We start from the raw sequence: 24071 nt of genomic DNA, 5'->3' as shown, positions 1-24071 counted from the left end.
GGTCCTCCGGGAGGGATCAGTGGACGGGGTGCATGGTCCGGCGCATCCAGGGCAGGGCGAGGTACAGCGCGACCCCGGCCGCCACCGCGAGGGCGCCGAGCCAGCCGTAGTAGGCGGCGTCGGAGACCTCGCCGTAGACCTTGGTGAGCTGGGCGGCGATGCCCTGGGAGAGGGCGAGCGAGAGGAACCAGACGGCCATGGTCTGGCTGGCGAAGTGACGGGGCGCCAGCTTGCTGGTGGCGGACATGCCGGTGGTCTCCAGCAGGATGTCGCCGACGCCCATGAAGAGGTAGCAGCCGAGCAGCCAGAGCCCGGCGATCCGGTAGTCGCCGCTCTTCCCGGCGGTGGCCGGGACCAGGATCAGGAAGGACGCCCCGGCGGCGAACAGCGAGTAGGCGATCTTGCGGGAGGCGTGCGGCTGGCGGTGGTCCATCCGTACCCAGAGGGCGGCGACCACCGGGGCCAGCAGCACCTCGATGGCGCCCAGGATCGAGGTCCACCAGCTGGACGGGAAGTGCCAGCCGAAGATCGAGTTGTCCACGTGGTCCACGGCCAGCAGGGCCAGTGTGGTGTACGAGGAGAAGAGCACCAGGTTGAAGACTACCGAGGCCAGGAAGAGCACCACGTAGGGGCGCAGCCGCCCGCGCTCCTCCCGGCTGACCTCGGGGGAGCGGAACATGACGGCGAAGTAGGCGATCGGGGCCAGCACCGAGACCAGGGTGATCAGGTCGACGGTGCGGTCCATGGTGAGCCAGCCGACGGCCCACAGCAGCAGCCCGGCGGCGGCCACCGCGGCCGCGCCGATCAGCGCGCCCCTGGTCCAGCGGACGCGTTCGGCGGGGGTGAGCGGGTGCACCGGGCCCTGCTCGCGCCGCAGGGTGGAGCGGCCGAGCACGTACTGGACCACGCCGAAGGTCATGCCGATCGCGGCGGCCGAGAAGCCCCAGTGCCAGCCCACGTTCTGACCGAGCCAGCCGCTGACCAGCGGGCCGGCGAAGGCGCCGATGTTGATGGCCATGTAGTAGAGGGCGAAGCCGGCGTCCCGGCGGTCGTCGTCGGTGGCGTAGAGGCCGCCGACCAGGGTGGCCGCGTTGGGCTTGAGGAAGCCGGTGCCGATCACGATCAGACCGAGACCGGCCCAGGTCATGGTGGCGGTGGGCACCGACATCGCGTAGTGGCCGCAGGCGATCAGCACCCCGCCGTAGAGCACCGCGCGGTAGGAGCCGAGCATCCGGTCGGCGACCCAGCCGCCGACCACCGAGGTCAGGTAGACCAGCGTTCCGTAGGCGGAGACCACCGAGGCGGCGGTCCCCTGGGCCATGCCCAGTCCGCCGTCGGCCACCGAGTCGGCGAAGTAGAGGACCAGGATGGCCTGCATGCCGAGGAAGGAGAACCGCTCCCAGACCTCCAGGCCGGAGAGGGTCAGCAGCCCTCTGGGGTGCCCGAAGAAGGAGTGGTCGAGGAGGGAGGGGTCCTTGCGCTCGGTGTCCGTGGTCACAGGAACAGACAATAAGGGACATTTATGTCGATTTCCTGACGGGGTGTGAGCTGGGCGGCCGTCAGGGCGCCGCCGGGCGCTGCCGAGTGAGCCCGTGCGCCGGGGTGGCGCAGTTGCGAACGGCTTGCAAGTGGGAGTCGTCAGGGGGAAGGATGGCCCAGCTCAGCGCACTGGGCATCTCGTACGACTTACCTGGAGGACCACCGGATGGCTGCGCCCGCGAGACTGCGCGACCGGCTCACCCGCGAGGAGTGGATCAGGCTGGCCGGCATGGGCGGCTTCGTGCTGGCCCTGCACGTCGTCGGCTGGTTCACCCTGATCGCCCTGGTCGCCCCCGAGAAGTACGACGTCGGCGGCCAGGTCTTCGGCGTCGGCATGGGCCTGACCGCCTACACCCTCGGCATGCGGCACGCCTTCGACGCCGACCACATCGCGGCCATCGACAACACCACCCGCAAGCTGATGGGCCAGGGCCAGCGCCCGCTCTCGGTCGGCTTCTGGTTCTCGCTCGGCCACTCCTCGATCGTCTTCGGCCTCTGCGCGCTGCTCGCCTTCGGCATCCAGTCGCTGGCCGGGCAGGTCGAGTCGGACGACTCCACCCTGCACGACGTCACCGGCCTGATCGGGGTCAGCGTCTCGGGTGTGTTCCTGCTGCTGATCGGCCTGATCAACCTGGGCGCCTTCAACGGCATCCTCAGGGTCTTCCGCAAGATGAAGGTCGGCGAGTACGACGAGGCCGAGCTGGAGCGTCAGCTCGACAAGCGCGGATTCCTCAACCGGATCCTCGGCAAGGTGACCCGGGCGGTCACCAAGCCCTGGCACATGTACCCGGTCGGCCTGCTCTTCGGCCTCGGCTTCGACACCGCCACCGAGGTCTCGCTGCTGGTGCTGGCCGGAGGTGCGGCCGCCTTCCAGCTGCCCTGGTACGCGCTGCTGGTGCTCCCGGTGCTGTTCGCGGCCGGGATGAGCCTGCTGGACACCATCGACGGCTCGTTCATGAACTTCGCCTACGAGTGGGCGCTCTCCAAGCCGGTCCGCAAGATCTACTACAACCTGACCGTCACCGGCCTCTCGGTCCTGGTCGCGCTGGTGATCGGCACCATCGAGCTGGTGGGCCTGCTCGGCGAGAAGCTGGAGATCACCTCCGGCCCGGTGGCCTGGATCGGGGCGATCGACCTCGACCTCGTCGGCTACGCCATCGTCGGCCTGTTCGTGCTCACCTGGGCCGCGGCGTACGGCTACTGGAAGCTCGCCCGGGTCGAGGAGCGCTGGACGGCCGCGATGGCCAAGGGCGCCGCCGCGGCCCGCGACTGAGCCACCGTCACGGCAGGAGGACCCCTGGGCGGCTGCCCGGGGGTCCTCGGTGCGTTCAGAGCCAGCCGCGCTGGGCCGCCTTGAGGCCGGCCTCGAAGCGGCTGGCGGCGTCCAGGCGCTCCATCAGGGCGGCCATCTGGCGGCGGACGGTGCGGACCGAGACGCCGAGGCGCTTGCCGGCGGCCTCGTCGGTGAGGCCGGTGGCGAGCAGGCGGAGCAGCTCGCGCTCGGTGGGGTTGAGGCCGGTCTCACCGCAGGAGGCCGGGTCGGTGCCGAGCGGGGTGGCGGTGTCCCAGGCCTGTTCGAACAGGGCCACCAGGGAGGCGACCAGGCCCGGTTCGGTGGTGCAGAGGGCGCCGGCCCTGGTGTCGGTCGGGTCGATCGGCACCACGGCCACCCGGCGGTCGAAGACCAGCAGCCGGGGCGGCAGCATCGGCGCGGTGCGCACCTGGCCGCCGTGGTCCGCCATCCACTGGGCGTAGAGGAAGGTCGGCAGGTCGTTGCGGACGGAGTCCTGGTAGAGCGTCAGCAGCCGGACTCCGCGCGCCATCGCGTCCTGGTCCAGCGGCCGGGAGGCCTCCAGGCTGGCGGCGGACTGCGCCCCGCCGGGCATCACCGAGAGGCACTCCTCGGTCAGGCCCTCGGTGAGCACCTCCAGCTTGGCCTGGATCGCGTCCAGCCCCTGGAGCCGCTCGGCCTGCACCGCGCCGGCGCCCGGGCGCAGGTCCGCGTACTCGGCCACGGCCCGTGCGGCGGCCGCCCGGCTGAGCGTCAACTCCCCCTGACGGCGGGCGAGTTCCTCCTCCTGGCGGCGCAGGATCAGCTCCAGGCCGCGCTCCGGGCTGACGGGGCGCAGCTGGCCGGGGCGGTCCCGGGAGGCCCGCAGCAGGGTGAGGTCGGCGAGCCGGTCGAGGGCGTCGCGGGCCACCGTCTCGGAGAGCGAGAGCCGTTCGCACAGTTCGGCGAGCGAGCCGTCCGGGCGGGCCAGCAGCTCGCGGTAGACGGTCTCGGCGGTCGGATCCAGGCCCAGCAGTTCCAGCACGTCGGCAGCCCCCCACAGCTCGTCGTGTACGCGTCGCGCGCGCGTGATCCGGATCTTCACATTCCGCGCGTGCGGTGCGCAAGCCCGTCCCCGGCGGCCCGGGCAGCATGCTGCCTGGCAGGTTCAGGTCGGCCGGAGGTCCTCCTCGGAGAGGGCGGCGGAAGGGCAGGATCGAGGCGTCGGAAGATCAGATTCCAGAGAACCGGGAACCACCGTGCCCAACTCCGCCCGCCGTGCCGCCGTCCTGCTCACCACCGCCCTCGCGGCCTGGTCCGTGCTGGCCGTCGCCTCCCCCGTGCAGGCCGTCCTGGCCGGTGACGGGATCGGCTGGGACGCTCCGCCGAAGCGGACCGTCCAGGCGGGCGAGGGCATCGGCTGGGACGCCCCGCTCAAGTCCGGCCGGGCCTGACCGGGCGGGTCGCCGCCGGAGCCGCGCCGTGCACGTCGTCGACCTCGTCCTGGTCCGTCCGGGCGCCGGCCCGCCCGGGCCGGACGAGGCCGGCGCCGTGCAGGACGCGGTCTGGGCGCACGCCGCTCCGGCCGACGGGCTGGAGCACGTCCGGGCGCTGGCCCTTCCCGAGGGCATCGGCCTGGTGCTCTTCCTGCACGCGGCCTCCCGCGCCGCGGCGTCCGCACGGGCCCGGCTGCTGCTGGCCCGGGTGCTGGGCTCGGCCGCGCACGCCGGGCTGACCGTCACCGTCCGGGCCTGATCCACCGTCACACCCCCTGCGCCGACCGGAGGCCGGGGTGCGCTCCCTGCCCGCGCGGAGGGAGGCCCACCACGCTCCTTCCGCCGCTTCCGGCGGCCGGCCGGTCCCACCTGTTTCCCTTCCTCCCCCCGAACCGCCCGCGGCAGCGGCCCGTCACCGACGGATCGCTGTCATGGGCATGTCTTGAAGGAGACCCATGTCACGCCTTCCCGGCGGCGGAACACCGCCGTCGTCCTCCGGACCGCGGAGCACCCGCGCCGGCCTGCGGCCACTGGCGGTCGCACTCTCCGTACTGATGGCCGCCGAGTGCGGCGTCGCGGTGCTGAGCACCGGTCAGGCCTTCGCCGTCACCCCGAACTCCGCGCGGATCGAGCTGCCCGCGGCGAAGCCGGCCGGTCCGGCGACGGCCGCTGACGAGGCCAGCGCCCGGGTCAAGGCCCGGCTGGAGAACCGCCGGATCGAGATCCTGGACGCCCGCTCGGAGACCGTCACGCTCTGGGCCAACCCGGACGGCTCGACCACCCAGGACATGGCCACCGGCCCGGTCCGGTTCAAGGACGCGGGCGGCCGGTGGCAGGACGTGGACGTCGCCCTGGTCCAGCAGGCCGACGGCAAGGTCACCGCCAAGGGCCACCCGCTGGGCCTCACCCTGGCCGGGAAGAGCGCCGCCGCACCGAAGGCCAAGGCCAAGTCCGGCGCCCCGTCGGCGGAGGCCGCCGCGGCCGAGGCCGCGCCCAGCACCCCGCTGGTCACCCTGCACGGCGGTGAGGGCGGCCCGGCCATGACCCTCAACTGGCACGGCGAGCTGCCCACTCCCGTCCTGGAGGGCACCAAGGCCCGCTACCCGGACGCGCTGACCGCGACCGACCTGGTCATCGAGTCCACCCGGACGGGCTTCGAGCAGTTCCTGGAGCTGAAGGACCGCTCGGCCGTCGCGGCCAACGGCTCGGTCACCATGACCCTGGACGCCAAGGGCCTCACCGCCCGGGCGAACGAGGACCGTTCGGTTTCCTTCGTCGACCCGAAGACCGGCAAGGAGGCGGGCGTGCTGCCCGCGCCGGTGATGTGGGACGCCCAGGTCGACCCGCGCACGGGTGACCACAAGAACACCGCCCCGGTCGGCCTGAAGGTCCGTCAGAACGGCGACCTCGTCGAGCTCACGCTCACCCCGGACGCGGCCTTCCTGAACGACCCGAAGACCCAGTACCCGGTCACCGTCGACCCGGCGGTCAACCTCGGCGTCGGCTTCGACACCTTCGTCCAGCAGGGCTACGCCACCGACGTCTCCAGCCAGACCGAGCTCAAGCTCGGCAACAACGGCTCCGGCCAGGTGGCCCGCTCCTTCCTGCAGTTCCCGATGGCGAAGATCACCGGCAAGCAGATCCAGAGCGCCAAGCTCAACCTCTGGAACTTCCACTCCTGGTCCTGCACGGCCAAGGGCTGGGAGGTCTGGGACACGGCCAGTGCCACCACCGCCACCCGGTGGACCGCGCAGCCCGGTTGGAACAAGAAGTGGGCCTCCTCCACCTCGACCAAGGGCTACTCCAGCACCTGCGGCGACGGCTGGGTGAACACCGACATCACCACGCTGGCGCAGGCCTGGGCCAACAACGGCAACGCCAACAACACCCTGGGCATCCGGGCCACCGACGAGACCGACGAGTACGCCTGGAAGAAGTTCAACTCCGGCAACGCGGCCTCCAACACGCCCTACCTGTCGGTGACCTACAACACCAAGCCGGGTTCGGCCGCGCCGATCTCCCCGCTGTCGGGCGCGCTCACCAACGACTCCACCCCGACCCTGACCGGCAAGGCCAGCGACCCGGACGGCAACACCGTCCAGCTCTCCTACGAGATCTGGGCCGCCAACGGCACCGCCGCGCTGCAGACCGGCAAGTCGGCCTTCGTCGCCTCCGGCACCAACGCCCCCTGGACCCCGGCCACCGCGCTGGCCCCCGGCGCGTACAAGTGGCGGGCCGCCGTCTACGACGGCCTGATCTGGAACGGCACCTGGTCCGCCTGGCAGACCTTCACGGTGGACACCACCGCGCCCGGCGCGACCACCATCGGCTCGACCGACTTCCCGGCCGGCGCCTGGTCGGGCAGCGCCGACGCCTCCGGCAACTTCACCGGCAACTTCACCTTCACGCCGCCGGGTTCGGACGTGAAGGACATCCAGTACAAGCTGGACTCGGGGGCCTGGGTCACCGTCGCCACCACCGGCGCCGCAGTCACCAAGGCGCTCGCCTTCAAGGCCGGCCAGCACACCGTCACGGTGCACACCCGGGACGCGGCGGGCAACCTCTCGGCCGACCGCACCCACGTCTTCTTCGCGGGCAAGGGCTCGGCCCTCAACGCCCCCGGCGACGGCGAGCGCCCGGCGCGCCGCACCTCGCTGCAGGCCGAGGGCAAGAGCAGCTACACCGGCGTCAGGTACCAGTACCGGCGCGGCGAGGCGGACGCCTGGAAGGACGTGCCGGTCGCCAACGTGACCACCACCACCGGCGCCGCGGTCACCGCCTGGCCGTTCGCCGCCCCCTCGGGCAAGCCCGCGCCGCTGAACTGGAACATCACCGACACGCTGGCCCAGGACGGCACGGTGGACGTGCGCGCGGTCTTCACCGACGGCACCGCCACCGACGCCTCCGAGTCCAACACCGTGACGGTGGACCGCAGGGCCGGCACCGCGCCGGTCGAGGCGCACGGCCCGGGCACGCTCAACCTGCTGACCGGTGACTACACCCTCTCGGCCACCGACGCCTCGGCGTTCCAGATCTCCTCCACCCGCTCGCTCTCCTCGCGCAACCCGCGCGCCCAGGAGGACGGCCAGGCGCCGATCTTCGGCCCGGAGTGGTCGGCCGGCACCGTCATCGACATCAACGAGACGGCCTGGTCCCACGTCAAGCAGACCTCGGCCACCTCGGTCGCGCTGGTGGACAACGCGGGCCGGGCCTACGGCTTCACCGCCACCACCGGCGGCGGCTGGAAGCCCGAGCCGGGCGCCGAGGAGCTCACCCTCACCGGCAGCCTCACCACCTCCTTCACCCTGAAGGACACCGGCGGCGACACCGTCACCTTCACCAAGGCCGACGCCGCGCAGCCGACCTGGCGGATCGCGTCGAGCGCCGAGAACGGCCTCGCCGAGTCCACCACCACCGTCACCTCGGAGTCGGTGACGGTCGGCGGCAAGAAGCTCTCCCGCCCCAAGCTGGTGATCGCGCCCACCTCCGCGGCGACCGCCGCCAGCTGCGCCGCGGTGCCGAGCACGGCCGGCTGCCGGGTGCTGGAGTACGTCTACGCCGACACCACCACCGGCACCGACGCCGCCTTCGGCGACTTCGCGGGCCAGGTCAAGGAGTTGAGGCTCTGGGCGACCGAGCCGGGCGCCGCGGCGGCCACCGCCAAGGTGGTCTCCACCTACCGCTACGACGCCGCCGGCAAGCTGCGTGAGCAGCGCAACCCGCTCCAGCCGCAGGCCGCCCCGGTGACCTACGACTACGACGCGGCCGGCCGGGTCACCAAGCTGACCCCGGGCACCGACCTGCCGTGGACCCTGAGCTACGGCAAGGCCGGCAACTCGGCCACCGCGGGCGACGGCATGCTGCTCTCGGTCTCCCGCTCCGGCCTCAAGCCGGGCACCAAGGACGTCCCGGAGGGCACCGCCACCACGACGGTGGTCTACGACGTGCCGCTCTCCGGCGCCAACGCCCCCTACCAGCTGGGTGGTTCGGACGTCGCGGCCTGGGGCCAGAGCGACGCCCCGACCGACGCCACGGCCATCCTGCCGCCCGACGCGGTGCCGGCCGGCAACGCCGGATCGGCCCTGACCCCGGCCGCCTACAAGCGGGCCGCGATCACCTACACCAACGCCTCCGGGCGCGAGGTGAACTCCGCCGTCCCCGGCGGCCACCTCACCACCACCGAGTACGACGCGCGGGGCAACACCGTCCGCGCCCTGTCGGCCGCCAACCGGGCGGTCGCCCTCGGCGTCACCGCGGCGGACCGCGAGGTCCAGTCCGACCTGGGCATCACCGGGCTGACCGCGGCCGCCCGGGCCGAGCTGCTCTCCGCCCGCACGCTCTACAACCCCACCGGCACCCGGGCGTTGGAGACCTTCGGCCCGCTGCGCCGGGTCGAGCTCACCGCGGACCTGAAGAACGGCGCCACCACGGTGGCACCCACCGGCAGCAGCCTGGTCGGCCGCAACTGGACGGTCAGCGAGTACGACCAGGGCCGCACCGCCGACGCCACGGTCGAGGACCAGGTGACCAGGGTCACCGCCGGTCTCCAGCCGCTGGAGTACCCGACCCTGATGGCGGACCCGCGGATCACCGACACCGCCTACGACTGGGCCAGGGGCCTGCCGGTCCGCGAGACCCAGGACCCGGACGGCCAGGCCGTCACCCACACCGTGGAGTACGACGCCCAGGGCCGCGCGGTCAAGGAGCTGCTGCCCGGTGCCACCGGCACCGACGCCGCCACCACGGTGACGAGCTACTGGTCCGCCACCGGTACCGGCGCCTGCCAGGGCCGCCCCGAGTGGGCCGACCTGGCCTGCACCACCGGCCCGGCCGGCGCGGTCACCGGGGGCGGGAGCAACCCGTCCACCCTGCCGGTGATCGGCTCCGAGTACGACTGGTGGGGCCAGCAGACCAAGGTCACCGAGACCGTGGGCTCGACCACCCGCACCAACACCACCAGCTACGACGCGATGGGCCGCGCCCTCGAGGTCAAGCTGACCGGCGGGCTGGGCGAGGCCGTCCCGCAGAGCACCACCGAGTACGACCCGGTCACCGGACGGGCCGTCAGGACCGTCTCGCCGACCGGCGGCACCATCACCCGCGAGTACGACCGGCTGGGCCGCCTGACCGCGTACACCGACGCCGACGGCGCCACCACCCGGGCCGAGTACGACCTGCTGAACCGGCTGGCCAGGACCTCCGACTCGGTGCCCTCCAGCGTCACCTACGTCTACGACACCGCGGTGGAGCCGCGCGGCATGGCCGTGCGCACCGTGGACTCGGTGGCCGGCACCTTCGCGGTGACCTACGACGCCGACGGCGAGGTGAGCAGCGAGAAGCTGCCCGGCGGCTACACCCTGAACGTCGAGCGCGATCCGGCCGGCGCGGTCACCTCCCGGGTCTACACCCGGGACTCCGACGGCGCCGTGGTGATGGCCGACAGCGTGGCCCGGGCCGCCAACGGCGAGCTCACCAGCCACTCCGGCTGGTCCTCGCAGGACTACGGCTACGACCGGATGGGCCGCCTGACGACCGTTCAGGACACCGTGGGCGACACCTGCACCCGGCGCTCCTACACCTTCGACAAGCGGGCCAACCGGACCTCGCTGACCACCGCCGAGGGCGCGGCCGGCGCGGCCTGCCCCACCAGCGGCGGCAGCACCGTCACCCACGCCTACGACAGCGCCGACCGCCTGGTCGACGCCGGGTACGGCTACGACGCGCTGGGCCGCACCACCGCGCTGCCCGGCTCCTCCCTGGAGTGGTACGCCAACGACCTGGTGCGCCGTCAGTCCACCGCCGACCAGCGGCAGACCTGGCAGCTGGACGCCAACCTGCGCAACCGCTCGTTCACCGTCGAGAGCAACACCGACGGCACCTGGAGCCAGACCGGCGGCAAGGTCAACCACTACTCCGGTGACAGCGACAGCCCGCGCTGGATCACGGAGGACACCACCACCGGCGAGCTGACCCGGATGGTCGACACGGCCGGCGGCTCCTTCGGCGCCACCACCTCCGCCACCGGCGACGTGGTGCTGCAGTTCGCCAACGTCCACGGCGACGTGGCCCTCCAGCTCCCGCTGGACCCGGCCGACAGCCTCCGGGTGCTGGACAACGACGAGTACGGCAACCCGCGCTCGGGCCAGCCGGGCACCCGGTACAACTGGCTCGGCGAGAAGCTGCGCTCCAGCGAGACCCTCACCGGCGCGGTGATGATGGGGGCCCGGCTCTACAACCCGGCCACCGGCCGCTTCCTGTCGGTCGACCCGGTGCCGAACGGCGGCTCCAACGCCTACGTCTACTGCTCGGGCGACCCGGTCAACTGCCGGGACACCTCCGGCACGCTGGACTACTCGTTCAAGTTCGACCTGGGCAACGGCACCCGCAGCGCCAAGGGCCTGTTCCGCTACTGGATGGACCACTTCGGCAAGATCTTCCCGCTGGCCGGCCGGGCCAACAAGATCACCCACGTGGGCCAGAAGATGGACCTGCGGGACTCGGTCTTCGGAATCAAGATCAACTTCAATGTCCGGGTCGCCTACATCGGCTCGAACACGCTGAAGCTCGGCACCCGCAAGGGCAGCGTCGTGCACGGCCGCAACTCCTACATCCAGTTCACCATCACCAAGGGGCGGACGGACCGGATCGGCATGGGCCGGCTCTACCTGACCACCCACGGGCACACCGCCGGTGACAGCTGGATGGACGACTGCATCGACAGCTGGACCTGCCCGATCACCGGATGGATGTACCGGAAGGGGGCGCACGACACCTGGGAGAAGCTGGCGAGCAACCTCCGCCGCCACGTCTGACCCCGCGCCTGACGGACCGTCGGCCCGCCGCTCCCACCCAGGGGGCGGCGGGCCTCCCGTCGTGCGGACCGTTGCCGATTGTTAACTGACGGAGTCTTGTCGTGTCATTTTCTACGCGCGTATCTTTGGCCCGCCGGTACTGGCCGGTAATCGATCTACACGGGTAGCGGCCTGCCGTCCGCGACCTGACCCACCCTCAGCTGCCGGCGACCCCACGACCGCCGGAGCATCCGACCGAGGAGTCCTGCCCGGTGACCAAGCCCACCGCCCCCCGTTCGCGTCGCGCGCTGCTGCGCGCCACCCTGCTGCCGGCCGGCGTCGCGGCCTCGCTCGTGCTCGTCCCGCTGCCGGGCGCGATCGCCGCTCCCTCGGCCGACGCGGTCATCGCGGAGGTGTACGGCGGTGGCGGCAACTCCGGCGCCGTCCTGAAGAACGACTTCATCGAGCTGGCCAACAAGGGCACCGGTGCGCTGAGCCTGGCCGGCTACAGCGTCCAGTACCTGACCGGGACCCCGGGCGCCAACTCCCAGTGGGGCGTCACCCCGCTGACCGGCACCGTCGCCGCGGGCGGCCGCTACCTGGTGGCCGAGGCCGCCGGGGCCGGCGGCACCGTCGCGCTGCCCACCCCGGACGCCACCGGCTCGCTGGCGCTCTCCGGCACCAGCGGCACCGTCGCGCTGGTCCAGGGCACCGCCCCGCTGACCTGCAAGACCGCCGCCGACTGCGCGGCCGAGCCGCGGATCAAGGACCTGGTCGGCTTCGGCACCGCCGTGGTCCGCGAGGGCTCCGGCCCGGCCGCGGGCGCGAGCAACACCGCCTCGGTCTCCCGCACTTCGGGCCTGCCGGACACCGACGACAACGCGGCCGACCTGAAGGCCGGTTCGCCCTCCCCGGTGAACTCCAAGGGCGAGGCCGCCGAGGGCGGCGACACCGGGACCGGCCCGACCGACCCCGGCACGGTGCGGATCCACGACATCCAGGGCACCACCCGGCTGTCCCCGCTGACCGGCAAGACCATCGCGGGCGTGCCCGGCGTGGTCACCGCCGTGCGCGCCTACGGCTCCAAGGGCTTCTGGTTCCAGGACCCGGACGCCGACGCCGACCCGGCCACCAGCGAGGGCATCTTCGTCTACACCGGCAGCGCCGACCCGGCCGTCAAGGTCGGCGACTCGGTCCTGGTGACCGGCAAGGTCGCCGAGTACTACCCGGCGTTCAGCGCGGGCGGCCAGTCGCTCACCCAGCTGACCAACCCCCTGGTCACCGTCCGCTCCTCCGGCAACCCGGTGCCCGAGGCCGTCCTGCTGGACGAGTCCTCGATCCCGGCGGCCTACACCCCGGAGGCGGCCGGCGGCTCGATCGAGGCCCTGCCGCTCAAGCCCGCCGACTACGCGCTCGACCGCTTCGAGTCGCTGGAGGGCATGAACGTCAAGCTCGGCCACGCCCGGGTCGTCCAGGCCACCGACCAGTACCACGAGCTCTGGGTGACGGTCCGTCCGACCGAGCCGCGGACCGAGCGCGGCGGCGCCGCGTACCTGGGCTACCAGGGCCAGAACTCCGGCCGCCTGATGATCCAGTCGGCGCTGCCCGAGGCCGAGCGCCCGTTCCCGGTGGCCAACGTCGGCGACGAGATCTACGGCGGCACCCAGGGTCCGCTGGACTACAACCGCTTCGGCGGCTACACCCTGGTGGCCAACACCATCGGCGAGCACGTGGACAACCAGCTGGAGCGCGAGGTCACCGACCGCGCGCTGCCCAGCGAGGTCGCCATCGCCACCTACAACGTCGAGAACCTCGACCCGAGCGACCCGGACGAGAAGTTCTCCGAGCTGGCCAAGGGCGTGGTCACCAACCTGCGCTCGCCCGACATCGTGGTGCTGGAGGAGATCCAGGACAACAACGGCGCGGTCAACGACGGCACGGTGGACGCGAGCCAGACCCTGGCCAAGTTCGCCGCCGCGATCCGCGCGGCCGGCGGCCCCTGCTACGAGTGGCGCACCATCGACCCGGAGAACAACAAGGACGGCGGCGAGCCGGGCGGCAACATCCGCACCGCCTTCCTGTTCAACCCGCAGCGGGTCTCCTTCAACGACATCGCGGGCGGCAGCGCCACCACCGCGGTGGACGTCACCGGCTCCGGCAAGTGGACCTCGCTGACCGCCTCCCCGGGCCGGATCGACCCGGGCAACGAGGCCTGGGCCAGCAGCCGCAAGCCGCTGGTGGGCGAGTTCATGTTCCACAACAAGAAGATCTTCGTGATCGCCAACCACTTCAACAGCAAGGGCGGCGACCAGGGCCTGGACAGCCGCTTCCAGGCGCCCGCCCGCTCCTCCGAGGTCCAGCGGGTCAAGCAGGCCCAGGTCGAGCAGGCCTTCGTGGCCAAGCTGCTGGCCGCCGACCCGAAGGCCCGGGTGGTCTCGCTCGGCGACCTGAACGACTTCCAGTTCTCCCCGGCGCTGGCCGCCCTCACCAAGGACGGCGTGCTCCGCGACCTGGTCAACGAGCTTCCGGCGAACGAGCGTTACTCCTACGTCTACCAGGGCAACTCGCAGGTGCTGGACCACACCCTGGTCAGCCCGGCGCTGAAGCACGTGGAGTACGACGTGGTGCACATCAACGCCGAGTTCGCCCAGCAGGCGAGCGACCACGACCCGCAGATCGTCCGCATCAAGCCGTAAGGCCGCTCAACACGACGGGCGCGGACCGGAGTTCCGGTCCGCGCCCGTCGCGTCTTCCCGAGGTGCTACCGGCCCAGTGCCTTGAGCACCGCGCCGGCCATCGCCCGCTCCCCGGCCGCGTTCGGGTGGAACGGCACCGCCGGGGAGCCCGGCAGCGCGCCCTCCACCCAGCGGTCCGAGGAGCAGGCGTCGTGGCCCCTGGTGGGGGTCAGGGTGTCCACGTACGTGGCGCCGTTGGCGGCGGCGGTCCGCGCCAGCATGGCGTTCAACTCGCCCAGCACGCCCCGCAGGTAGTCCACGTCCCCGGGGGTGACGGGCTGGCGGCCGATGCAGCTGCGGCCCTCCTCGGGCAGCACGGACGGGTAACCGACCAGCAGGACCTTGGCGTTGGGGGACTTGGCGTGGATCTTCCGCAGCATGTCCGCGAGTTGGGGTGCGGCACCGGCGATCCGGGAGCGCAGCGAGTCCTCGCCGTAGACCCACTGGAAGGACCAGTCGCGCCACTCCCAGTGCCCGTCCGCGTAGACGTCCTTGCACGGGGTGCCGAAGGGGTTGACCACCGCACCGGCGATGCAGACGCCGATCACGTCGCCGACGCCCAGGTCGGTGACGCCGAGGTCGTTGCCGCCGATGCCGAGGGTGATCAGCCCGGTGTCCGGCCGCAGCGCGTCCAGCTGCGGGTCGTTGACCCGGAGGAAGGCGTCGTACTGGGCCGTGGTGAGGTGCTTCACCTTGGCGGCGGCGCAGGTGACGTCGGTGTAGGCGGGGCTGTTCAGCGCGGCCGCGACCAGGTGGCCGTAGTTGCGGTCCGAGCGCAGGCAGAGCCCGGCGGACTGGCCGGGCACGCCGGCGCCGGCGGCGTAGGAGTCGCCGAGCGCGACGTAGGGGCCGTAGCCGGTCTGGGCCTGGGCCTGGGTGGCGGCGGTGGGGGCGGCGAACGCGACCAGTGCGGCGGCGGCGACCAAGAATTTCCGGGCATGGCGGAGCACGGTTCCTCCTGAGGGGTGGAGAGAAACGCATGGTGGGGGAATTCGCTTTACCGACAAGTAAGTTACTGGCAGGTTAATAGGGCTGTCCAGGGGTGTTGCGGAAATCCATTCGCTCCGTCAACTCGACTGATATTTACGCTCCTTGGCGGATCGTTTGTCGGCGGAATTCCGCTACCCGGCGGAGCGGAATTCCGGCGCCGGGTGGTTGACCGGGCCCGGTCCAGGCCAGAGAATCCCGACACCACCCCCGCACCCCTGGAGGACCCCCGTGGCACTGGACGCCGACGTCATCGTGATCGGAGCGGGGCTCGCGGGCCTGGTGGCCACGGCCGAACTCGCAGACGCGGGAAGGAAGGTGATCCTCCTCGACCAGGAGCCGGCGGCCTCGCTCGGCGGGCAGGCGCACTGGTCCTTCGGCGGCCTCTTCCTGGTGGACTCGCCCGAGCAGCGCCGGATGCGGATCAAGGACTCGCACGAGCTCGCCTGGCAGGACTGGCTCGGCACGGCCGGCTTCGACCGGCCGGAGGACGCCTGGCCGCGCCGCTGGGCCGAGGCCTACGTCGCCTTCGCGGCGGGGGAGAAGCGCTCCTGGCTGCACGGCCAGGGCGTGCGGTTCTTCCCGGTGGTCGGCTGGGCGGAGCGCGGCGGGTTCTCCGCCACCGGTCCGGGCAACTCGGTGCCGCGCTTCCACATCACCTGGGGCACCGGGCCGGGCCTGGTCGCCCCCTTCGCCGCCCGGGTCCGGGCCGCCGCCGCGCGCGGGCTGGTGGACCTGCGCTTCCGCCACCGGGTCACCGGCCTGTCCGCCACCGCCGGCGCGGTCGACACCGTCACCGGCGAGGTGCTGGTGCCCAGTCAGGTCGCCCGCGGCGAGTCCAGCTCCCGCGAGGTGGCCGGCTCCTTCGAGCTGCGCGCCCAGGCGGTGATCGTCACCTCCGGCGGCATCGGCGGCAACCACGAGCTGGTCCGCAAGGCCTGGCCCGCCCGGCTCGGCACCCCGCCGCAGAAGCTGCTCAGCGGCGTGCCCGCGCACGTCGACGGCCTGATGCTGGACATCGCGGGAGCGGCCGGCGGCCACCTGATCAACGGCGACCGGATGTGGCACTACACCGAGGGCATCGAGAACTGGGACCCGATCTGGCCCAAGCACGGCATCCGGATCCTGCCCGGCCCCTCCTCGCTCTGGCTGGACGCGAGGGGGCGGCGGCTGCCGGTGCCGCTCTTCCCGGGCTTCGACACCCTGGGCACGCTGGAGCACATCATGACGACCGGTCACGAGTACACCTGGTTCGTGCTCACCCAGAAGATCATCGAGAAGGAGTTCGCGCTCTCCGGCTCGGAGCAGAACCCGGACCTGACCGGGAAGTCGGTGCGCGGGGTGCTCGGCCGGGCGCTGCCCGGGGCCACCGGGCCGGTGGAGGCCTTCAAGCGGCACGGCGCGGACTTCGTGGTCGCCGATTCGCTGGCCGAGCTGGTCAAGGGCATGAACGCCAAGACCCCGGAGGCGCTGATCGACGAGGTCGAGCTGCGCCGGGAGATCGAGGCCCGGGACCGCGAGCTGGCCAACCCCTTCTCCAAGGACCTCCAGGTCACCGCCGTCCACGGCGCCCGCCGCTACCTGGGCGACAAGCTGATCCGCACCGCCACCCCGCACCGCCTGCTCGACCCCAAGGCCGGGCCGCTGATCGCGGTGCGGCTCAACATCCTCACCCGCAAGTCGCTCGGCGGGCTGGAGACCGACCTCGACTCCCGCGTCCTGCGGGCCGACGGCTCGCCGCTGGAGGGCGTCTACGCGGCCGGCGAGGCGGCCGGCTTCGGCGGCGGCGGGGTGCACGGCTACCGCTCGCTGGAGGGCACCTTCCTCGGCGGCTGTCTGTTCTCCGGCCGGGCGGCGGGCCGGGCGGCGGCGAGGGCCACCGCCTGACCCGCGTTCCGGTGACGGTCAGCGCTTCATGTAGACGCTGTCCATGAACTCCACGATCTGCTTGTCCGTCAGCCGGCCGCCCTCGCGGTGACCCATCGCGAGGTCGGCCTCGCTGATCATGCCGACCAGCCGCTCGCCGTCGATCACCGGGATCCGGCGGATCTGGTGCTGCTCCATCTTCTTCAGCACCGCGTCCATCGAGTCGTCCGCGTGCACGCAGTGCAGGTGGCCGCTGAGCTCCATCGCCTTCATCGTCGACGGGTCCTTGCCCTCCGCGATACATCGGGTGACGATGTCGCGGTCGGTGATGATCCCCTTGAGGCGCTGGTCCTCGCCGCAGATCGGCAGGGCACCGACGCCCATGTCCCGCATCATCATGGCGGCGTCGAGCAGGGTCTGGTCGGCACGGACGCACTGGGCACCGGCGTGCATGATGTCGCTGGCCGTGATCATGAGTCGAACCTCCGGTCCGCCCCCGGAGGGTCCGGGGTGCGGTCGCGGCCACCGTAAGCAGCCGCCGGACGGACCGCACGGCGGGCGGCCGGGCCCGTGACGCTCCGTCATGGCGGCGGCCGTACTGACGCACCCTGCCGGGCCCGCGGCGCCGTGGTGCAGAATTCAGGGTGATCACGGGGGTGGCGCCAGTCCTCCCCGGCGCCCGCAGCACGGCCCCGGCCCCCACGCCGCCGGGCCCCCGTCGGAAGGAAACTGATGGCTCGTCGCCCGCGCAAGGAGGCCGCCGCGGCGGCCACGGCCCCCGTCACCGTCACGGTCTGCCGGGGATGCTGCTGCGGGACGGAGCGGCGCCACCCGGAGGTGGACCACGCGGCGCAGCTGGTCCGGCTGAAGGAGGGGATCGGTGCGGCCGGACGGGTCCGCGCGGTGCCCTGCCTGGACGCCTGCGACCACTCCAACGTGGTGGTGGTGAGCCCCTCCGCCGAGGGCCGCGCGGCGGGAGGGCGCCCGGTCTGGCTCGGCTGGGTGCTGGCCGACGACATGCTGGACGAGATCACCGACTGGGTGAAGGCGGGCGGTCCCGGCGTCGCCGACTCGCCCGGCACGCTGGACCTCCAGGAGTTCGCCGTCTCCCGCCGGATCCGCGACGGCCTGCCGGGCTGACCACGCCCGGTCCGGTGACCTGGCATGCTGCCGGGCATGAGCGAGACGGAACTGAACGGCAGGCCGGTGCGGCCGGAGGAGCTCCAGGCACTGGCGCTCACCAACTACGGCCACTTCACCACCCTGCGGGTGTCCGGCGGCCGGGTGCGCGGCCTGGCCCTGCACCTGGAGCGCCTGCGGCGGGACTGCCGGGAGTTGTTCTCCGCGGAGCTGGACCTCGCGCGGGTGCGGGAGTACGCCCGGCGGGCCGTCCCGGCCGGGGGCGGGGAGGTCATGGTCCGGATCACCGTCTTCGACCCGGCCCTGGACCTGGCCGGCCTGGCCGGGAAGGCCGACCCCGCCGTCCTGGTGACGACCCGTCCGGCCGGCCCCTCTGCCGCGCTGCCGCCGCTGCGGGTCCGTACGGTGACCTACGTGCGGGACCTGCCGCAGGTGAAGGCGGTCGGCCTGTTCGGTGCCCTGCACCACCGCCGGGCCGCCCAACTGGCCGGCTACGACGACGCGCTGTTCGTCACCCCGGACGGTGCGGTGGGGGAGGGCGGCACCTGGAACCTCGGCCTGGTCCGGGGCGGCGAGCTGGTCTGGCCCGAGGCCCCGTACCTGCCGGGCATCACCCAGGAGCTGCTGGGAGGGCTGCTGCCGGGCCGCCGCGAGGTGGTCACCCCCGGTCGGCTGCCGGACTTCGAGGCGGCGTTCGCCGCCAACGCGGCCATGCCGCTCGGCCTGCGGCCGGTCACCGGGATCGACGCCGTGCGGTACCCGGCCGGGCACCCGGTGCTCACCGCGCTCTCGGCGGCGTACGCGGCCCTGGAGGGCGAGGCGCTCTGAACGCGCGCGGGGCCGCACCCGCCGGGTGCGGCCCCTGACGCGGGATCAGTAACCGCGGGCGCCGCGGCCCGGGTCGGCCTGCTGGACCTTGGAGGCCAGGTCGTGGCCGTCCTTGGAGACGCCGTAGCGGTCCATCACGTAGTTCATCGCCGCGGCGCAGCTGGCCACCGGGTCGTAGATGTTGGTGGAGGTGCCCGGCTGGTGGTGGGCGGCGAAGGTGCTCGGGATGGTCTGCCAGGGGCCGCGCGAGCAGTTCTGCGGGAAGCCGTCCCCGACCCGGGGGCCGTGGGCGTTGCTGTCCCAGTCGTTGACCAGCGGCATGGAGTTGTACGAGGACTCGCGGCCGGTCATGGTCAGCAGACCGCGCATCCAGTTGGCCCGGGCCTGCGGGTCGGTGATGCCCATCAGGTCGAGCGTCTTGTTGATGTAGTCCTCGCAGGCCGCCTTGCCGCTCTTCCAGGAGCCCCGGCCGCCGTACTCGACCTCGGAGACCTTGATCGCGGAGGCGGTGGACGGCGTGGCGGAGGCGTCGCCGCCGTTGTCCCCGCCGCCGTCGTGGTCGCCGGAGCCGTTCCCGTTCCCGTTGCCGTGACCGTTGCCCTGGCCGTTCCCGTGGCCGTTGCCGTGCCCGTTGCCCTGGCCGTTCCCGTGACCGTTGCCGGTGGGCGTGGGCTTCGGCTTGTCCGGGGTCTCGCGCTCCTTGTCCTGCTTCTTCTGCTCCTCGGCGATCCGGCGCTCCGCCTCCTGGTACTCCCGGATCACGGCCTGGAGCTTCAGCGCGTCCTCGGCGATCGCCTTGGTCAGCTTCTCCTTGGTCTCCATCAGGTGCCGGGCGCGGTTCTCCACGTCCTTGGCGTCGTTCAGCACGTCGTAGGCGATGTAGAAGCCGGCGATGCCCGCCAGCGGACTGACGGCCAGGTCCACCGCGACCGCCTTGGCCAGCGTGGACTGGATCTTCCCGAGCTTGGCCTGGAGCTCCGCCATCCGCTGGCTCATCTGCTGCCAGTCCTTCTGGAGCCTCCCCAGCTCCGCCGTCGAGACGCCGAACCCGCCACTCATACCGCTGCCCCCATGCCTACTAGCTCCGCTGCCCCGGACCGCCACCGCGAACGCCTGCCCGCTCCACGTCCGGTGACGGTCACTCACACCTTGATGGTTCCCCGGCATCCTGCCACGACCTGGCCATCCACCGCAGACGGCCGGTCCTCCGCCGGGTGCGGAGCCGGTGCGGTTCAGCCGAGGAGCGGGACGAAGCCTCCCCGGGAAGAGCCCGGGCCGAGCAGGGCGGGCAAGTCGAGTGAGTCGGGCAGGGCGTCGACGGAGAGTACGACGGCGCCGCCGGCCCGTTCGGCGTCGGCGCACCAGTCGGCCATCCCGCCCGGTCCGGCCGGGGAACCGACCACCGGCGCGACCATGGCGGGCACCATCAGTCCGGCGTCCCCCGGGCCGTCCACGACGCAGAGGGTGAGCCTGGGCACGATGCTCCACCCCTCGCAGCGGGCCGCCGTCGCCACCGTCCCGTCGGCTGCGCTGACGGCGGGCAGCTCCGCGTGCACGGGCGCGTCGGCGAGGAGCAGGACCGGGGTCGTCCCGCGGACGAAGAGGGTCTGTTCGGGGTTCAGCAGCATCCGGCCATCCTGCCAGGTGGCGCCGACGGCACCGCCCGAGGGATAAACCGCTTGCCCCTGGGGCGGGCTCACCTAGCATCGGCAGGGTGGCCAGTGAACTGCGGCGGATCACCGCCTTCCGGACGTCCTTCGCCCGCCGTCAGGCCGATTCGGTGCGGGAGGTGACCGGCGGGTTCGTGGTGCGGAACGCGGAGTTCCCGCTCTCCTACGAGCACAACCAGCTGCACGTGGACGGCACCGGCCTCGACCCGGCGGTGCTGCTCGCGCTCGCGGACGAGGTGATGGCGGACGCGGACCACCGGCTGCTGACCGTCTACGACGACGAGCTGGGCGCGGCCTGCACGCCGCTGTTCACCGCCGCCGGGTACCGGCACAGCACCGAGCTGGTGATGCACCACACCGGCCCGGCGCCCGCCGCACCGCCCGCCGAGCCGGCCGAGCCGGTGGACTGGCCGGTGCTGGCGGAGCCGTACGGGGAGCGGCTGCGCGAGTGGATGCCGGAGCTGACGGACGAGGGCGTGCGGCAGCTGGTCGAGCGCCGGGTGGCGCGGCGGCGCGGTGCGGAGGAGGTGCTCTTCCTGGCGGCCCGGACCCCGGAGGGAGAGGTGGCCGCCTGGGCCGACCTCTACCTGGACCCGCCGAGCGGCACCGCCCAGATCGAGGACCTGATCACCGCCGCCGAGCACACCCGCCGCGGCTACGCGGACGCCGTCGTCGCCACCGCGCTGCACCGCGCCGCCGGGGTGGAGCTGCGGTTCCTGATCGCCGACGCCGAGGACTGGCCGCAGTACTGGTACGGGCGCCGCGGCTTCACCCCGGTGGGCCGGGGGCACTCCTTCACCCGCTCATGATCAAATGGCTGAACGGGCTTGCCTCGACGGGGGGCTGACCGACCATCAGGGAGAGAACGTGCGCAAGCTGGTGTACTTCATCGCCACCACGCTGGACGGCCACATCGCCGCCCCGGCCGGCGGGGACCCGACCGGCCCGGACGGCTTCTGGCCGATCGGCCAGGACTACGTCGAGCACCTGGTCGCCGAGTACCCCGAGACCCTCCCCGGCCCGGCCCGGGCCGCCTTCGGCCTCACCGCCGAGGGCGCTCGCTTCGACACCGTGCTGGAGGGCACCCACACCTACCGGATCGGCCTGGACGCGGGCGTCGCCAACGCCTACCCGCACCTGCGCCACCTGGTCTTCTCCCGCAGCCTCACCGAAGCCCCGGACCCGGCGGTCGAGCTGGTCGCCACCGACCCGGTCGCCAAGGTCCGTGAGCTCAAGGCCGAGGAGGGCAAGGACATCTGGCTCTGCGGCGGCGGCGAGCTGGCCGGCACGCTGCTGCCCGAGATCGACCGGCTGGTGCTCAAGCTCTCCCCGCTGAGCACCGGCTCCGGCATCCCGCTGTTCGGCCGCTCCGCCGCCTTCGAGCCCCGCAGTTGGCAGCTGACGGACCAGACCGCCCTGAAGAGCGGCGTCCTCTTCCTCACCTACGACCGGGTCTGAGGACGCCGCCCGCGGGTCAGGCCAGGGCCCGGCGCAGCACCTCGCAGAGCTCGGCGAGCTGACGCTGCGAGACGTCCGCCGACAGGATCGCCTGCGAGCCGTGGAAGGTGCCGGGCCACTGGTGCAGTTCGACCGGGACCCGGGCCTGCATCAACTGCAGGGCGTAGACGATCTCCTCGTCCCTGAGCGGGTCGAACTCGGCGGTCGAGATGTACGCGGGCGGCAGGCCGGAGAGCTCGGTGGCCCGGGCGGGGGCGGCGTACTCGTCGGCCACCGCGTCGCCCAGGTAGTGCGCCCAGACCGCGGTCAGCTTGGCCCGGTCGTGCCACGGGGTGGCGGTGAAGTGCCGCTGGGACCAGGTCTCCTGACGGTCGTCCAGGCCGGGCTGGTTGAGCAGCTGGAAGCGGATCGCCGGCCCCCGGCGGTCGCGCGAGCGCAGCGCCAGCCCGGCGGCCAGCCCGCCGCCCGCGCTGTGCCCGCCGACCGCGATCCGCTCCGGGTCCACGCCCAGCTCCGCCGCGTGCGCGGCCAGCCAGCCGAGCACCGTCCAGGCGTCGTCCAGCGCCGCCGGGTAGCGGTGCTCGGGGGAGCGCCGGTAGTCCACGGAGACCACCAACACCCCTGAGCCGTGGGCCAGTTTGGCGGCCCACGGGTGCTCCGTGTCCAGGTCCCCGAAGACGAACCCCCCGCCGTGCAGCCAGATGATCGCGCCCAGGGGGGACTTCTCGTCCCGGGGCCGGTAGATCCGCACCGCCACGTCCGGGTCGCCGGGCACGGTGCGGTCCTCGACGTCCAGCAGCGCGGCCTCCGGGGCCGGCCGGGCGGCCGCCCGCTCGGCGAAGTTGCGCCGCGCGGTGAGCGGGTCGGTCACGTCGGTGTCGGGGAGGAAGGGGATGAAGGCTTCGAGTTCCGGGTCCATGTCCTCCATCCTGTCCGCACCCTGACGTCGCGTCAGCCGCCGTCCGTCGCACGTCCCGCCGTCGCGGCGCACCGTTCGGCGGGCCCCGGGAGAGCGGGGCCGCACTAGGGTGCGGGCATGGAAGCACTGGCCGTCCGGCTCTCCGGGCTCGATCCGTATGTCGACGGTGCCATCCGCATCATCGGCTTCTACGACACCCTGATGCGCCGCCGGGTCGACCTGCCCGCGCTGGCCCGGACCTCCGCCGGGCTGGCCGAGTGCGTGACCGGCATCCGGCTGCACGGTACGGGGCGGGTGGTCCGCTTCTCGCCGCTGGGGACCGAGGCCGCGGGGCCGCCGGGGGAGGTCTCGGCGCGGGCCGCGGTCACCCTGGACGAGGAGGAGATCGGCGAGGTCTGGCTGGAGCGCGGCGGCACGGGGAGCCCACTGGACGAGGTGCTGCTCGACCGCCTGGCGATCGCCGTCGCCGCGGCGGTCGAGCGGTACGGACCGGCCCGCACCACCATGGCCGACCCGGCCCTGGTCGAACTCGCCGTCAGTTCCGGCGCCGAGGAGGCGGCCCGGGCCAGGGCGCTGCGGCTGCTCGGCTTCGCGCCGGACGCCCCGCCGCAGGTGGTGGCGGTCCGCTCGGCGGGGCCCGCCCTGGACCGGATCGGTGCCGCGGTCTGCCCCGGCCGTCCGGTGAAGGCGGCCGTGCTGGCCGGGGTCGGCGTCCTGCTGGCCACCGTGCTGGACCGCACCGCCTTCCCGGCCGGGGTCCGCGCGGGCATCGGCGCGGCGGGCGGCCCCGAGCAGGCCTGGCGGCAGGCCCGTACCGCGCTCCGGTTCACCACCGACCGCCGACCGGTCGTCGAGCACGGGGAGTTGGGGGCCCTCGCGCTGCTGGCCGCCGTGCCGTCCGCGGTCGTCCGGGCCAATCCGGACGTGGCCGCCCTGGCCCGGCTCGCCGCGGACCCGGAGGGGCTGGCCACCCTGGAGGCGTACTGCCGGACGGGCTCGCTGCGCCGCGCCGCCGACGACCTCCACCTCCACCACAGCAGCGTCGCCCGCCGGATCGACGGGATCGGCCGCACCCTCGGTCTCGACCTCACCGACCCGGCGGACCTGACCAGGGCACGGATCGCCCTCACCGCCCGGCGGTTGCTGGACGGCGAGGGCGAGAGCGAGGGTGCGGGCGGTGCCGGAGGGTCAGAGGGCGCAGGCGGCTGACGGGGCGCCGGTGGGGAGCGGGAGGCTCACCGGGACGGTGGCGCTGGGCGGCGGGGTGCCGCCGCGGGTGGTCCAGGCGACCAGGGCGCCGAAGGCGGTGTCGAAGCAGGGCCGCATCGGGTGGGCCGGCTCCGGGGCCGTTCTGTACGCCCGCGACCACGGC

At 73.0% G+C, this 24071-nt stretch carries 19 protein-coding genes; 11 read left to right on the top strand and 8 right to left on the bottom strand.

The genetic code is table 11. The features are described from left to right. Positions 1 to 16: 16 nt before the first annotated feature. Entirely contained in the window at positions 17 to 1498 is a 1482-nt protein-coding gene (locus tag ACWCYY_RS23235) for a peptide MFS transporter (protein ID WP_449797096.1), read from the bottom strand. 207 nt (positions 1499 to 1705) lie between these two features. On the opposite strand from ACWCYY_RS23235, the gene ACWCYY_RS23230 reads away from it, so the two are divergent. Then, positions 1706 to 2812 (top strand): Nickel transporter NicT, encoded by a 1107-nt coding sequence (locus ACWCYY_RS23230; RefSeq protein WP_345289359.1) that lies wholly within the window; start codon positions 1706 to 1708, stop codon positions 2810 to 2812. Between the two features lie 55 nt (positions 2813 to 2867). Here the strand turns inward: ACWCYY_RS23230 and ACWCYY_RS23225 are convergent, their stop codons facing one another. After that, a complete protein-coding gene (locus ACWCYY_RS23225) occupies positions 2868 to 3854 on the bottom strand; it encodes a helix-turn-helix transcriptional regulator (protein WP_449797095.1) in 987 nt (328 codons plus the stop codon). Positions 3855 to 4068: 214 nt separating this feature from the next. On the opposite strand from ACWCYY_RS23225, the gene ACWCYY_RS23220 reads away from it, so the two are divergent. From ACWCYY_RS23220 to ACWCYY_RS23205, 4 genes are all read left to right on the top strand, one after another. Further along, positions 4069 to 4263: a hypothetical protein gene (locus tag ACWCYY_RS23220; protein ID WP_345289361.1), complete on the top strand. Its 195-nt coding sequence runs from the start codon at positions 4069 to 4071 to the stop codon at positions 4261 to 4263. Between the two features lie 28 nt (positions 4264 to 4291). Further along, positions 4292 to 4564 (top strand): hypothetical protein, encoded by a 273-nt coding sequence (locus tag ACWCYY_RS23215; protein ID WP_345289362.1) that lies wholly within the window; start codon positions 4292 to 4294, stop codon positions 4562 to 4564. Positions 4565 to 4760: 196 nt separating this feature from the next. Beyond that, on the top strand, positions 4761 to 11117 hold the full coding sequence (locus ACWCYY_RS23210; protein WP_449797094.1) for a DNRLRE domain-containing protein: 6357 nt from the start codon (positions 4761 to 4763) through the stop codon (positions 11115 to 11117). A gap of 251 nt (positions 11118 to 11368) precedes the next feature. Beyond that, the gene (locus ACWCYY_RS23205; RefSeq protein WP_380148824.1) at positions 11369 to 13792 is read left to right on the top strand and encodes an endonuclease/exonuclease/phosphatase family protein; all 2424 of its coding nucleotides are present in this window, start codon (positions 11369 to 11371) and stop codon (positions 13790 to 13792) included. 65 nt (positions 13793 to 13857) lie between these two features. Here ACWCYY_RS23205 and ACWCYY_RS23200 read toward each other — a convergent pair whose 3' ends face one another. Further along, positions 13858 to 14781, bottom strand: coding sequence for an SGNH/GDSL hydrolase family protein (locus ACWCYY_RS23200; RefSeq protein WP_345284720.1), 924 nt, complete (start codon positions 14779 to 14781; stop codon positions 13858 to 13860). A gap of 268 nt (positions 14782 to 15049) precedes the next feature. On the opposite strand from ACWCYY_RS23200, the gene ACWCYY_RS23195 reads away from it, so the two are divergent. Next, positions 15050 to 16705 (top strand): FAD-binding dehydrogenase, encoded by a 1656-nt coding sequence (locus tag ACWCYY_RS23195; protein WP_380148822.1) that lies wholly within the window; start codon positions 15050 to 15052, stop codon positions 16703 to 16705. 18 nt (positions 16706 to 16723) lie between these two features. Here the strand turns inward: ACWCYY_RS23195 and ACWCYY_RS23190 are convergent, their stop codons facing one another. Continuing rightward, positions 16724 to 17158 (bottom strand): CBS domain-containing protein, encoded by a 435-nt coding sequence (locus tag ACWCYY_RS23190; protein WP_449797093.1) that lies wholly within the window; start codon positions 17156 to 17158, stop codon positions 16724 to 16726. Positions 17159 to 17416: 258 nt separating this feature from the next. On the opposite strand from ACWCYY_RS23190, the gene ACWCYY_RS23185 reads away from it, so the two are divergent. Then, positions 17417 to 17824 carry a (2Fe-2S) ferredoxin domain-containing protein gene (locus tag ACWCYY_RS23185; protein ID WP_345284716.1) on the top strand — a complete coding sequence of 136 codons (408 nt, stop codon included), beginning with the start codon at positions 17417 to 17419 and terminating at the stop codon, positions 17822 to 17824. A gap of 36 nt (positions 17825 to 17860) precedes the next feature. Continuing rightward, a complete protein-coding gene (locus ACWCYY_RS23180) occupies positions 17861 to 18652 on the top strand; it encodes an aminotransferase class IV (protein WP_449797092.1) in 792 nt (263 codons plus the stop codon). Positions 18653 to 18697: 45 nt separating this feature from the next. Here ACWCYY_RS23180 and ACWCYY_RS23175 read toward each other — a convergent pair whose 3' ends face one another. Next, positions 18698 to 19711, bottom strand: a complete 1014-nt coding sequence (locus ACWCYY_RS23175; protein WP_449797091.1) for a hypothetical protein — start codon at positions 19709 to 19711, stop codon at positions 18698 to 18700. Positions 19712 to 19884: 173 nt separating this feature from the next. Continuing rightward, a complete protein-coding gene (locus ACWCYY_RS23170; RefSeq protein WP_449797090.1) occupies positions 19885 to 20280 on the bottom strand; it encodes a hypothetical protein in 396 nt (131 codons plus the stop codon). Positions 20281 to 20366: 86 nt separating this feature from the next. Here ACWCYY_RS23170 and ACWCYY_RS23165 point away from each other — a divergent pair, with 86 nt between their 5' ends. After that, complete coding sequence (locus ACWCYY_RS23165) at positions 20367 to 21131, top strand: GNAT family N-acetyltransferase (RefSeq protein ID WP_449797089.1); 765 nt, start codon at positions 20367 to 20369, stop codon at positions 21129 to 21131. A gap of 58 nt (positions 21132 to 21189) precedes the next feature. Continuing rightward, entirely contained in the window at positions 21190 to 21780 is a 591-nt protein-coding gene (locus tag ACWCYY_RS23160) for a dihydrofolate reductase family protein (RefSeq protein WP_449797088.1), read from the top strand. Between the two features lie 16 nt (positions 21781 to 21796). Here ACWCYY_RS23160 and ACWCYY_RS23155 read toward each other — a convergent pair whose 3' ends face one another. After that, positions 21797 to 22699: an alpha/beta hydrolase gene (locus tag ACWCYY_RS23155; RefSeq protein WP_449797087.1), complete on the bottom strand. Its 903-nt coding sequence runs from the start codon at positions 22697 to 22699 to the stop codon at positions 21797 to 21799. A gap of 117 nt (positions 22700 to 22816) precedes the next feature. Between ACWCYY_RS23155 and ACWCYY_RS23150 the strand changes: the two genes are divergently transcribed. Then, on the top strand, positions 22817 to 23908 hold the full coding sequence (locus ACWCYY_RS23150) for a helix-turn-helix domain-containing protein (RefSeq protein WP_449797086.1): 1092 nt from the start codon (positions 22817 to 22819) through the stop codon (positions 23906 to 23908). Here ACWCYY_RS23150 and ACWCYY_RS23145 read toward each other — a convergent pair. Beyond that, the gene (locus tag ACWCYY_RS23145; protein WP_449797085.1) at positions 23888 to 24025 is read right to left on the bottom strand and encodes a hypothetical protein; all 138 of its coding nucleotides are present in this window, start codon (positions 24023 to 24025) and stop codon (positions 23888 to 23890) included. The genes ACWCYY_RS23150 and ACWCYY_RS23145 overlap by 21 nt on opposite strands. Positions 24026 to 24071 lie beyond the last annotated feature (46 nt).

This window comes from Kitasatospora sp. NPDC001664, assembly GCF_053596675.1.
Note: the sequence above shows the minus strand (reverse complement) of the source record. Positions and strands in the feature narration are given on the sequence as shown.